This window comes from Flavobacterium sp. LK-23, assembly GCF_058135255.1.
Genome location: NZ_JBYUVT010000003.1, coordinates 17,388 through 30,090 on the forward strand (window position 1 = coordinate 17,388; position 12,703 = coordinate 30,090).

Here is a 12,703-nt window from a genome sequence, read left to right on the forward strand (position 1 = left end):
TAAAAAAAGATTTTTACCGCATTAAAAATGTTAAAATCTAAAAAAAGAATAGTATATTTCACTTAAAATAAACCACCAAAACCCTCTAAATCAGGGATATTTTATAACTAACCAAAAAATTATTAAAAAATTATATGCATGCATAGTATTTTTTAATTATATTTGAAATCGATATAGTTACCTATGAAAGACAAAACGATAGATTATATTTTAAGAGCGACATGGCAAGCTGTTTCAAGAATGTATAATGAAGAAGCGGCTAAATATGATGCAACAATGGCGACAGGATTTGCTCTTTTAAGTATGGACAAGGAAGAAGGAACTCCATCAACGGCTCTGGGCCCTAGAATGGGTATGGAAGCCACCAGCTTAACAAGAACTTTAAAATCTATGGAAGAAAAAGGTTTGATTGTTCGCAAGAAAAACCCAAGCGACGGAAGAGGTGTTTTAATCTATCTGACCGATTTTGGGAAAGAAAAGAGAGATTTATCTAAAAATACAGTTCTGAAGTTTAATGAAATGGTAAGAAAACATGTTTCAGAAGAAAAGCTGAATCATTTTATCGAGGTTTCTGAAATTATAAATGAACTGATTCACGATAAAAACATATTTAATCAAATAGAAAACACAGAAAAAGAATAATATTCTTTTCCTCCTACAAACAAATAATAACAATATGAAACGCACAATTAAAAAAGTTGCTGTAATTGGATCCGGAATTATGGGTTCAGGTATAGCTTGTCATTTTGCTAACATTGGTGTCGAAGTTTTACTTCTGGACATTGTACCGCGTGAACTGACCGAAGCTGAAGCTAAAAAAGGATTAACACTTGAAAGTAAAGCCGTTCGCAACCGTGTGGTAAACGAACATTTGGCGAATTCATTAAAATCAAAACCATCTCCTATTTACAGTCAGAAATTCGCAAACCGAATCACGACTGGAAACACGACAGATGATATGGCAAAAATTGCCAATGTTGACTGGATTATTGAGGTTGTTGTAGAGCGTTTAGACATTAAGAAATTAGTTTTTGAACAAATCGAGAAATTCCGTAAACCGGGAACTTTAGTTACTTCTAACACTTCTGGTATTCCAATTCATTTTATGAGTGAAGGAAGAAGCGAAGATTTCCAACAGCACTTCTGCGGAACTCACTTTTTTAACCCTGCGCGTTACTTAAAATTATTTGAAATTATTCCTGGTCCAAAAACTTCTACTGAAGTATTGGATTTCTTAAACGAATACGGATCTAAATTCTTAGGAAAAACATCTGTTGTTGCTAAAGATACTCCGGCGTTTATTGGAAACAGAATTGGTATTTACGGAATCCAGAGCTTATTCCATTTAGTTAAAGAAATGGGATTAACAATTGAAGAAGTTGATAAATTGACTGGCCCTGTAATTGGTCGTCCAAAATCGGCTACTTTCCGTACGGTTGACGTTGTTGGTTTGGATACTTTGGTACACGTTGCCAATGGTATTTACGAAAACTGCCCTAACGACGAGCAACACGAATTGTTCAAACTTCCTGATTTCATCAACAAAATGATGGAAAATAATTGGTTAGGAAGTAAAACTGGACAAGGTTTTTATAAAAAAGTAGATAAAGATATCCTTTCTTTAGATTTAGATACATTAGAATACCGCGCTGCAAAAAAAGCAAATTTTGCTACGCTTGAACTAACAAAAACTATCGATAAACCTATTAATCGTTTTAAAGTTTTAGTAAAAGGAACAGACAAAGCTGGAGAATTCTACCGTAAGAGTTTCGCTGGAATGTTTGCGTATGTATCAAACAGAGTTCCTGAAATCTCAGACGAATTATATAAAATTGACGATGCCATGAAAGCTGGTTTTGGATGGGAAAATGGTCCATTCGAAATCTGGGATGCTATTGGTGTTGCGAAAGGAATTGAAATTATGAAAGCGGAAGGTTTAGAGCCTGCTGCATGGGTTAATGAAATGTTAGCTTCTGGAAGCGAAAGTTTCTACTCTGTAAAAGAAGGAGCGACTTATTTCTATAACATTCCAACAAAATCACAAGTAAAAGTTCCTGGACAAGATTCATTCATTATTCTAAACAACATCCGCGAAAGCAAAAAAGTTTGGAGCAATAGCGGTGCAATCATTCAGGATTTAGGAGACGGAATCTTAAACTTAGAATTCCAATCTAAAATGAATACAATTGGTGGCGATGTTCTACAAGCTATCAATAAAGCAATCGACTTATCTGAAAAAGAATATCAAGGTTTAGTTATTGGAAACCAAGCAGCGAATTTCTCTGTTGGAGCTAATATCGGAATGATTTTCATGATGGCAGTTGAGCAGGAATACGACGAATTGAACATGGCAATTAAATTGTTCCAAGACACCATGATGCGTGTTCGTTACTCTTCTATTCCAGTTGTAGTAGCGCCTCATGGAATGACTTTTGGTGGCGGATGCGAAATGAGTTTACACGCTGATAAAGTGGTTGCTGCTGCAGAAACCTACATGGGATTAGTTGAATTTGGTGTTGGAGTTATCCCTGGTGGTGGTGGTTCTAAAGAAATGACTTTAAGAGCTTCTGATTTATTCCGCAAAAACGATGTGGAATTGAATGTTCTTCAAGAGTATTTCTTAACTATCGCAATGGCTAAAGTTTCGACTTCTGGATACGAAGCTTTTGACACTGGACTTTTACAACAAGGAAAAGATATCATTGTAGTAAATAAAGATCGTCAGATTGCCGAAGCTAAAAAACATGCACTGTTAATGGCTGAAGCCGGTTATACACAACCTATAAGAAGAACTGATGTGAAAGTATTAGGAAAACAAGCTCTTGGAATGTTCTTAGTTGGAACAGATCAAATGGAAGCTGGAAAATACATTTCTGAGCACGACAAGAAAATCGCTAACAAATTGGCTTACGTAATGGCTGGTGGTGATTTATCTGAAGCAACTTTAGTATCTGAACAATATTTATTAGATATCGAACGTGAAGCTTTCTTATCTCTTTGTACTGAACGTAAGACTTTAGAGAGAATCCAGTACATGTTGACTAAAGGAAAACCACTTCGTAATTAGTATTTGAGTATTAAGATTTGAGTATTAAGTATTAAGATTAAAAAGAATTATGCATCAATTTGAAAAGTTGAAAATCTGGCAAAAAGCTATGGATATAGTAGAAAACGTATACAAAGTTTGTGCAGAATTACCGTCAGATGAAAAATTTAACTTAATAAGTCAAATAAAAAGATGTGCAGTATCTATTCCTTCAAATATAGCGGAAGGCTCTGGAAGAAATTCTAACAATGAGTTTGCGCATTTTTTAGGAATTGCAAATGGTTCAACTTATGAATTAATTACTCAATTAATGATTTCAAAACGTTTGAAATTAATAGCTGAAGAAAAAATATCAACTATAATAAATGAATTAGTAGAAGTCAGCAACATGAATTTTGCGCTTCAAAGATCTCTAAAAAAATAATAACTATATCGATTGGCAGTCTTAATACTTAATACACCAATCTTAATACATTTTATAAATGAAAACAGCATATATAGTAAAAGCATATAGAACAGCAGTTGGAAAAGCTCCAAAAGGTGTTTTTAGATTTAAAAGACCTGATGAATTAGCTGCAGAAACCATTCAGTTTATGATGGACGAACTGCCTAATTTTGATAAAAAACGTATCGACGACGTTATGGTAGGAAATGCCATGCCGGAAGCAGAACAAGGTCTTAACGTTGGACGTTTGATTTCTTTAATGGGATTAAAAGTGGAAGACGTTCCTGGTGTAACTGTAAATCGTTACTGCGCTTCTGGATTAGAAACTATCGGAATGGCAACTGCTAAAATCCAATCAGGAATGGCAGATTGTATCATTGCGGGTGGTGCTGAAAGTATGAGTTATATTCCGATGGGAGGTTATAAACCAACTCCGGATTATAAAGTTGCTGCTGCAGGTCACGAAGATTACTACTGGGGAATGGGTTTAACTGCTGAAGCGGTTGCCAACCAATATAAAATTTCAAGAGAAGATCAGGATGAGTTTGCTTACAACTCTCACATGAAAGCATTAAAAGCACAAGCAGAAGGAAAATTCGACAAACAAATCGTTCCTATTACTGTTGAGCAGACTTTCATCAATGAAAATGGTAAAAAAGAAACAAAATCATACGTTGTAAACAAAGACGAAGGTCCAAGAGCAGGAACTTCTAAAGAAGCTTTAGCAGGTTTAAAACCGGTTTTTGCTGCTGACGGAAGTGTAACCGCCGGTAACTCTTCTCAAATGAGCGACGGCGCTGCATTCGTTTTAATCATGAGCGAAGAAATGGTAAAAGAATTAAACCTTGAGCCAATTGCACGTTTGGTAAACTTTGCTTCTTCTGGTGTTGAACCAAGAATTATGGGTATCGGTCCTGTAAAAGCAATTCCAAAAGCGTTGAAACAAGCAGGATTAACATTAAACGATATTGAGTTAATTGAATTAAACGAGGCTTTTGCTTCACAAGCTTTAGCGGTAACTCGCGAGTTAAACATTAACCCAGAAATCGTAAACGTAAATGGTGGAGCAATCGCTTTAGGTCACCCGCTGGGATGTACTGGTGCTAAACTTTCTGTTCAGTTATTTGATGAGATGAAACGCAGAGGTAATAAGTACGGAATCGTGAGTATGTGTGTGGGAACTGGGCAAGGAAGTGCTGGGGTTTACGAGGTATTATAAGAAAGTATCATTAAGAGTAAGGTATACGTTCAGTTTGTCATTTCGAGGAACGAGAAATCGCAATAGTAATTCGACAAAGTAACCATCTAGTTTGTAATTCCGAGGAACGAGGACACGAGCGATAGCGAACTGGCGAAGCAATCTCCGCGACAATTTTCTGCAAAGTTTGTCAATCGTTGTAGAGCTACTTGCGGAGATTTCTCCTTCGTCGAAATGACAAGATTGAGCAAAAACAAAATATAAAAAAACATAATCATGGCAGATACAATCGAAAAAAACGTGACTCGTGGTGGTCAATTCCTAGTTAAAGAAACAAAATGCGAGGACATCTTCACACCAGAAGATTTCTCGGAAGAGCAGTTAATGATGCGTGACTCTGTAAAAGAGTTTGTAGACAAAGAATTATGGGCGCATAAAGATCGTTTTGAGAAAAAAGATTACGCTTATACAGAATCTTCTATGCGTAAAGCGGGCGAACTAGGACTTCTTGGAGTTGCAGTTCCTGAAGAATACGGCGGATTAGGAATGGGATTTGTTTCTACAATGTTAGTTTGTGACTACATTTCTGGCGCTACAGGTTCTTTCTCAACTGCTTTTGGTGCGCACACCGGAATTGGAACTATGCCAATTACACTTTATGGATCTGAAGAACAAAAGAAAAAATACGTTCCGAAATTGGCTACTGGAGAATGGTTTGGAGCTTATTGCTTAACTGAACCAGGAGCAGGATCTGATGCTAACTCAGGAAAAACAAAAGCTGTTTTATCTGAAGACGGAACTCATTATTTAATCACAGGACAAAAAATGTGGATTTCGAATGCAGGTTTCTGCAGCGTTTTCATCGTTTTTGCTCGTATTGGAGACGATAAAAATATTACAGGTTTCATCGTAGAAAACGATCCTTCAAACGGAATTTCTATGAATGAAGAAGAGCATAAATTAGGAATCCGTGCTTCATCTACTCGTCAGGTTTTCTTCAACGAAACAAAAGTTCCAGTTGAAAACATGTTATCTGAAAGAGGAAACGGTTTCAAAATTGCAATGAACGCGTTAAACGTTGGTCGTATTAAACTAGCTGCAGCTTGTTTAGATGCGCAAAGAAGAGTTACTTCTGGAGCTGTAAAATATGCTAACGAAAGAATTCAGTTCAATACTTCTATTTCATCATTTGGAGCTATCCGTTCTAAATTAGCTGAAATGGCAACGAATGCTTACGCTGGAGAAAGTGCTTCTTACCGTGCTGCAAAAGATATTGAAGACAGAATTGCTGCTCGTGAAGCGGAAGGAACTTCTCACCAAGAAGCAGAATTAAAAGGTGTTGAAGAATATGCTATCGAGTGTTCAATCTTGAAAGTAGCAGTTTCTGAAGACGTTCAATCTTGTTCTGATGAAGGTATCCAAATTTTTGGTGGAATGGGATTCTCTGAAGACACTCCAATGGAAAGTGCTTGGAGAGATGCTCGTATCGCTCGTATCTATGAAGGAACAAACGAAATCAACAGAATGCTTTCTGTAGGTATGTTGATCAAAAAAGCAATGAAAGGACACGTTGATTTACTTGGACCAGCAATGAAAGTTCAGGAAGAATTAATGGGAATCCCATCTTTTGATACGCCTGATTTCTCTGAATTATTTGCAGAAGAAAAAGTAATCGTAGCTAACTTGAAAAAAGTTTTCTTAATGGTTGCTGGTAGCGCTGTTCAAAAATATGGCCCTGAATTAGATGCTCACCAACAATTATTAATGGCAGCTTCTGATATCTTAATCGAAATCTACATGGCTGAAAGTACAATTTTGAGAACTGAAAAATTAGCAAAAGCTCAAGGCGAAGATAAAGTTCAGGAGCAAATCGCTATGGCAAAATTATACTTATACAAAGCTGTAGATATCGTAAACTTAAGAGGAAAAGAAGGAATTGCTTCTTTCGCTGAAGGTGATGAGCAACGTATGATGTTAATGGGACTTAAACGTTTCACTAAATACACTAACCTGCCAAACGTTGTGGCATTGAGAGAAAAAATTGCAGCAAAATTAGTAGCAGAAGATACTTACTGCTTCTAATATCAAGATAGTTTTTAGCTTTTAATTTGTTTAAGCCCGCGCAAGTCCGAAACTGCGCGGGCTTATTTTTTTGCTATTTATAGTGAAAGACATCACTTACAAGACGCAATATTTTTGCAGAAATTTGCAAAATATTCGTTAAAATTAACTTTCTAGAGCATTTACGATGTTAAATATTAAATGTATTGCAGTATATTTAACATTCTAAAAACTATAAAAAAACAAAATAATGAAACAAATTACTCTAATTGCATCCTTTTTGCTGTGTTTTGGTATTACAACCACTTTTGCACAGAAAAACAAAAAAATGGATATCATTGCCTACTATACTGGCGATTCTAAACTCATTGACCAATATGAGGTCAGCAAATTAAACCAGATTATCTTTAGTTTTTGCCATCTAAAAGATGGGAAATTGAGCGTTGATTCAGCTAAAGACTCTATCACTATCAAACATTTGGTTTCGCTTAAAGCAAAAAATCCGCAACTTAAAATTATCTTATCTCTTGGCGGCTGGGGAGGCTGTGAGCCATGCTCGGAAGCATTTTCAACTGCTGAAGGACGCTTAAAATTTGCAAAATCTGTAAAAGAAGTAAGCGATTATTTTAAAGTTGACGGTTTAGATTTAGATTGGGAATATCCATCAATTGAAGGACTTCCTGGACATTTATACCAAGCAGCCGATAAACCTAATTTTACTGAATTGATTAAAATATTACGTTCTACTTTGGGTAAAAAATATGAATTGAGTTTTGCTGCTGGAGGTTTCCAAAAATGTTTAGATGAGTCTATCGACTGGAAAGCTGTTGCTCCTTATGTAAACCGCATTAATATTATGAGTTACGATTTAGTAAACGGATATTCAAAAGTTACAGGTCATCACACACCATTATACAGCACAAATCCAAAAGAAGAATCTACAGATAGAGCTGTTGAGTTTTTACTAAAAGCAGGCGTTCCTGCTGAAAAATTAGTTATTGGAGGTGCATTTTATACCAGACAATGGAAAAATGTAGAAAATATCAACAACGGATTATACCAAGCTGGAGAGCACTTTCAAGGTGTTGATTTTAAAAACTACGCTACAACTTACACAGAGGCTAATGGCTGGAAATATTTTTATGATGAAAAAGCTCAAGCACCATATTGGTACAATGCTTCAACTAAAACTTTTGCAACATCAGATGATTTAAAATCTATAAAAGCAAAAGCGGAATACGCAAAAGCAAAAAAATTAGGCGGAATTATGTTTTGGGAACTTACTTTGGATAGTTTCCGCGACGGAATGGTAAATGAGATTTACAAAGTTAAAACTGAAAAATAAAAAAAAACGGGAATCAAATTGATTCCCGTTTTTTTTATAGACGAATATTTTACATCATTTTAGTCTTATTTTTATCCATTTCGCCAATAAATGGGATAGCTTCCAGAATTTCGCTTCTAATTATAGTTTGAAGATAAACCTCAAGCTGAATAAACTTAGCTGCATTTATTGAACCAATTGCTTTTTTCGCCTGATTATAAGTTTTAGAATAAAGCTTCTCATAATCAACATGATTTTTTAAAGTAGCTTTTGCCAATTCATCCGCTTTTGCATCAGTTAAAGTTTCATAATTCGCCGCATAATCATTTAGCAATTGAAACTTTGTCTGCCCTAAAGCTTTTCGGGAGATTTCATAATCGTCGTACACTTTAGTAAAAGCTGTTGCCTGCGCATCAGATAAATTCATGTACTGTTTTACCAATTCAGCTTTAGATTTTCCATAAACACTTTGTACTACCTCTAAATCTTCTTTATAAGAAGATTGCGCATAAGATGAAAATGAGGCTATCGCCATGATAAGAATAAGACTTAATTTTTTCATAGTTTCAATTTTAAATTTGTTTTTAAAAATATATGCATACTCAAATATACTGATTTTAAACACATTAAACGACCAACAGGTTTTAAAAAAATGAATATTGGTAAACCGCTGAAAGAGCATAATAATTTAGTCCGTTATTGGTATAGGCTCCAATATGATATTGAAATCTAACCGACTGTCCTTTTGCAATTGGAGTAGAAAAAGTTCCGCCCACCCGCCAATTATCAATCTGGCTATCATCTGAAACTCCATCAGCAATAGTTCTACCTCCAAAAAACCAAGTCGTATTAAAACCAACCCACATTTGGTTTTTAAAATAATAGCTTGCATGCGCCTGAAGGCTATAGGTTGGTTTTTGCTCTAATTTTTTCCCTATATAATCATTATTATCCGTATAAAACCACACCCCGCCATAGGCCTCAGCATAAACGTGAGCAAACCTTTTCGATACCCCTATTTCGGGCTTAAAAGCCCAACGGTTTGTTCCAATGTTTACTTGCTTATCGCCATAATACCTTCCTGTTGGAATTGAAGTAACCAAACTGACTCCAAGAATTGTTTTTTGCTCAAAACTTCTGAATTCAGATTTATCAAGTGCAGGAGAACCTAGCAAATTAATTCCAAAACGCACTTTCATATCTGCAAAACCAGTTCTTGAGCCAGTAACCAGCTGATCACTGATTACAGCAGATCCATCCATAAAAGTAAAAGGCAGCCCTACTTGTATACGAGCCAGTTTATCTGCCACCCCAAAAGTTTTGATATAATTTACTGCCATATTGTGGCTTTTAAGTGTAAAATCTTTTATGGGTAGAGAAGGATCTGTCAGCACATTTCCATTCATAAAAACATACCCCGCCGCAATTACGTTTAGACCTTTAGGAACATTAGCATAAGCTCTGGGTTCCAAATCCTGACCAAATACGCTGAACACACCAAAAAAGAAAAACAAAACCGAAAACTGCCACTTTACTAACCATAAAAAGATTCTTACCATATATTCAGACGAATTTGTGACAAGTTTAGTATTGAATTACATCATTGTTTCTCTGCTGTTTTTGGAGCATATATTACTCCATCATAACTAATTGGACCTCTATTATTGCTGCTTACAGAAAGTGTTGTGTTTCCGTTATAAAAGATAGAAAACGTCAAATCATATACATCATTAGCACCTCTTACTGTTGCTTTTAGAATAGTATTATTTTTTTTATTTTCGACTTTAATGTTCTCAGGCTTTCCTTTAAATTTTACTCCGCCATCACCATTATATCCAACATTATAACCGCGTCCGAAGAAAGGAAGATCGCAAGTTGCGTTATCGGCCTTAAACTTTAAAAAATAAGTATTATAGTCCAATTGAAGTAATCGACCACCTTGAGGCGTTGCTTTTTGAGCTTCGAAAACAAAATTTTGAGCATCTATAAGCGCTTTAATTTCGTTTTGTTTCTTTAATTCCCTTTCTTGCTTGAGTTCTTTTTTTGTCTTTTCTTGTGCAGAAGCTGAAAAATTGAAAACAATCAGGAACAGGAAGACACATAATCTAGTTTCCATAAGACTATTTTTTAGTAAAACGCATCATTGCAATATCTCCAGAAATGAAATTCAAAGTTTTACCATCATCTATAATATCGTAAGAAGTTATTTTCTGAAGCGTACTCAAATAAGTTTGCTCACCTTGCGATCCATCCAAACACATCATTTTCGTTACTGCCATTGGCTGAGTAAAATCAATTTTGTTGCCATCAACAATCAATTTCCCTGTGTATGAATTACAGCTTGCGTTACCAGAAACCTGATTTGTTTTGGTATCAAATTGTATGGTTGGTTTTTTATTTGGGTATAATCCTTCAAAAGTAATTCGTGGTCCAGAAATATAATTCAATTCCCAAGTTCCATCAAGCTTAGAAACTGCATCCGTTTTTGCGCATTTGCAAGAAATTAAAAACGAACTAATAAAAACGAGAGTAAAAATCTTTTTCATCATAACATTAAGGATTAAATGTGAGCGAATTAGATAAATGGTTTTCAGAAATTATTCGTTAAAAACTTACACGAATTTAAACAATATTTTTGGGTTTTAACTCAATCAACATCAAATTATAACGTATAGTTTGACTTTTTTTTAACTTTTAGAGTCAATCAATTCCGTTATTTTATGTTAAATTTACTTAATCTTTAATTAAAATGCCCGTAGATATGAAAAAACTAATTGTTTCTTTCGCTATAATTACTGCCTTAATCATTGGCTGTAAAACAAATAACAAATCAAATGATGCTAAAAATCTAACTGTTGCATTAGAGCCAAAAAGCAACAGTAAAGTTGCCGGAACTGCTACTTTTGTTGAAAAAAATGGTAAAGTAACTTTTACAGCAAAAATAACAGGATTAGAACCTGGAGTGCACGCCATCCATATTCATGAAAAAGCAGATTGTAGTTCTGCCGACGGAAGTTCTGCTGGAGGACACTGGAATCCAACTTTTAAAAAACATGGGAAATGGGGAGTTGCAGAATATCATAAAGGTGATATTGGAAACTTTACTGCTGATGCAAAAGGGAACGGATCTATTACTTTAACAACTGACGAATGGTGTATTGGATGTGGAGACAGTAATAAAGATGTTCTAGGAAAAGGCTTAATCGTACACGCAGGAACAGATGATTTTACCACTCAGCCAACTGGAAATGCAGGAGGAAGAGTTGCTTGTGCAGGAATCATTAAATAAGAAAAATTTGAATAACCGCTATTTTTAACAAAATCTAGCGGTTATTTAATTTTAAAATGAATCCTAAAACAATAAAAAGACATAGCTTTGCATCAGCAAAATTAAGTCCATGATTAACCCATCAGCACCAGGCTGGATCGATAAGTTTTTTAGTGAACAGAAGTTTTCAGAAGCAATTCCTTTTGAAACTGTGGATTCGTTTTACTATAAAGTGAGAGAAACAGGGTTTATTTACGGACATATTATTGCCATAGATTCTCAAGTTCCAATTCCGATAAAGGGCTGGTTTAAAACCGAAATTTCAAAAGTTGCCTTACTTAACACACTCTATCATGTTTTTTGTTTAGAGAAAAGAAATTCGGAACCTATACATTTTATTGCTGAAGTTTTAAAGTTTTACAAGCAAATGAATCCAGAAGGATTTAATTTGTTTAAAATTTTATTGCCAAAAGACACTCCTTCTCTATCTCTGGAAAACATTATTGATCAGAGGGTTCAGACGAATGACAGCATCATTAGCAAAAACTTCTCGCATTTGGTGACAAACGCTTTATTGTTTATTGATGTTCTGGCCTTTAGACAATATTTAGAGCATGGAGAAATTCCTGAAAAATATTTAAAAAGAATTGAAGAAACGGTTCTTGGAATTGTTGGTTTGGCTTTAAAAACCAAAACAGTAAAATCTCAGCACGACGATCTTTTAATTAAACTTTTTGAAGCTTCTATACGCTATTCAAAATTTTCAAAAGTGACAGTTGAGACTTTGGAGACTTTAAATCTAGAATACTTTAAAAATAGACTTGAACAATACTATTTAATCGATATGGCCGGAATGGCTTTATGGAGTGATGGAGTTGTAGAAAATGAAGAATCGTATTTCCTATATTCTTTAGGTTCAACAATGGGAGTTCCTGATGATTTTGTAACGCAAAGCATGGATACAACCAATACTTTTATTACAACTCACAAAAAGAAAATTCCATACTTTAATTATTCGAATCCTGTTAAACATTTTTATGACCAAATGACGCACAGTGTAGTCAAATTAATCATACGAAACAAAAACAGATTGATTAAGGAAATTGTACAGAGCAAGGAATTGATGGTACTACTCGCCTATTCTACAACAAGAGATTTGGATGCGAAGGAAAAGAAAAAGGTAAAAAAACAGCTTTTGGACATTTGTAAAACCATTCCGTCATTAACCATATTTTTACTTCCTGGCGGAAGTTTACTTCTTCCAATTCTAATTAAGTTTATCCCAACAATGCTTCCGTCTGCATTTAATGAGAATTTAGACGAAAACGAATAAAAAAAATCGCCCCTTTTGAGGGCGATTT

The 12,703-nt window shown here is 34.9% G+C and carries 12 protein-coding genes; 8 read left to right on the plus strand and 4 right to left on the minus strand.

The window, feature by feature from the left end; all coding sequences use genetic code 11:
• The first annotated feature begins 183 nt into the window (after positions 1 to 183).
• The 6 genes from AC3Y25_RS05745 (at position 184) to AC3Y25_RS05770 (ending at position 8,095) form a co-directional block, all read left to right on the plus strand.
• Entirely contained in the window at positions 184 to 642 is a 459-nt protein-coding gene (locus AC3Y25_RS05745) for a MarR family winged helix-turn-helix transcriptional regulator (protein WP_489902057.1), read from the plus strand.
• Positions 643 to 676: 34 nt separating this feature from the next.
• On the plus strand, positions 677 to 3,067 hold the full coding sequence (locus tag AC3Y25_RS05750) for a 3-hydroxyacyl-CoA dehydrogenase/enoyl-CoA hydratase family protein (protein ID WP_489902058.1): 2,391 nt from the start codon (positions 677 to 679) through the stop codon (positions 3,065 to 3,067).
• A gap of 49 nt (positions 3,068 to 3,116) precedes the next feature.
• Complete coding sequence (locus AC3Y25_RS05755) at positions 3,117 to 3,470, plus strand: four helix bundle protein (RefSeq protein ID WP_308853113.1); 354 nt, start codon at positions 3,117 to 3,119, stop codon at positions 3,468 to 3,470.
• A gap of 58 nt (positions 3,471 to 3,528) precedes the next feature.
• Positions 3,529 to 4,710 carry a thiolase family protein gene (locus AC3Y25_RS05760; RefSeq protein ID WP_198856475.1) on the plus strand — a complete coding sequence of 394 codons (1,182 nt, stop codon included), beginning with the start codon at positions 3,529 to 3,531 and terminating at the stop codon, positions 4,708 to 4,710.
• Positions 4,711 to 4,965: 255 nt separating this feature from the next.
• A complete protein-coding gene (locus AC3Y25_RS05765; RefSeq protein ID WP_489902059.1) occupies positions 4,966 to 6,771 on the plus strand; it encodes an acyl-CoA dehydrogenase FadE in 1,806 nt (601 codons plus the stop codon).
• A 229-nt stretch (positions 6,772 to 7,000) separates the two neighbouring features.
• Positions 7,001 to 8,095, plus strand: a complete 1,095-nt coding sequence (locus AC3Y25_RS05770) for a glycoside hydrolase family 18 protein (RefSeq protein WP_489902060.1) — start codon at positions 7,001 to 7,003, stop codon at positions 8,093 to 8,095.
• 49 nt (positions 8,096 to 8,144) lie between these two features.
• Here AC3Y25_RS05770 and AC3Y25_RS05775 read toward each other — a convergent pair whose 3' ends face one another.
• The 4 genes from AC3Y25_RS05775 to AC3Y25_RS05790 form a co-directional block, all read right to left on the minus strand.
• A complete protein-coding gene (locus tag AC3Y25_RS05775; RefSeq protein ID WP_489902061.1) occupies positions 8,145 to 8,636 on the minus strand; it encodes a hypothetical protein in 492 nt (163 codons plus the stop codon).
• Positions 8,637 to 8,718: 82 nt separating this feature from the next.
• Positions 8,719 to 9,633, minus strand: a complete 915-nt coding sequence (locus AC3Y25_RS05780) for a transporter (protein WP_489902062.1) — start codon at positions 9,631 to 9,633, stop codon at positions 8,719 to 8,721.
• Between the two features lie 41 nt (positions 9,634 to 9,674).
• Complete coding sequence (locus AC3Y25_RS05785; RefSeq protein ID WP_489902063.1) at positions 9,675 to 10,190, minus strand: DUF4251 domain-containing protein; 516 nt, start codon at positions 10,188 to 10,190, stop codon at positions 9,675 to 9,677.
• A 4-nt stretch (positions 10,191 to 10,194) separates the two neighbouring features.
• On the minus strand, positions 10,195 to 10,623 hold the full coding sequence (locus tag AC3Y25_RS05790) for an META domain-containing protein (protein ID WP_489902064.1): 429 nt from the start codon (positions 10,621 to 10,623) through the stop codon (positions 10,195 to 10,197).
• 212 nt (positions 10,624 to 10,835) lie between these two features.
• On the opposite strand from AC3Y25_RS05790, the gene AC3Y25_RS05795 reads away from it, so the two are divergent.
• Complete coding sequence (locus AC3Y25_RS05795) at positions 10,836 to 11,363, plus strand: superoxide dismutase family protein (protein WP_489902065.1); 528 nt, start codon at positions 10,836 to 10,838, stop codon at positions 11,361 to 11,363.
• 109 nt (positions 11,364 to 11,472) lie between these two features.
• Positions 11,473 to 12,675, plus strand: a complete 1,203-nt coding sequence (locus AC3Y25_RS05800) for an LETM1-related biofilm-associated protein (protein ID WP_320492174.1) — start codon at positions 11,473 to 11,475, stop codon at positions 12,673 to 12,675.
• Positions 12,676 to 12,703 lie beyond the last annotated feature (28 nt).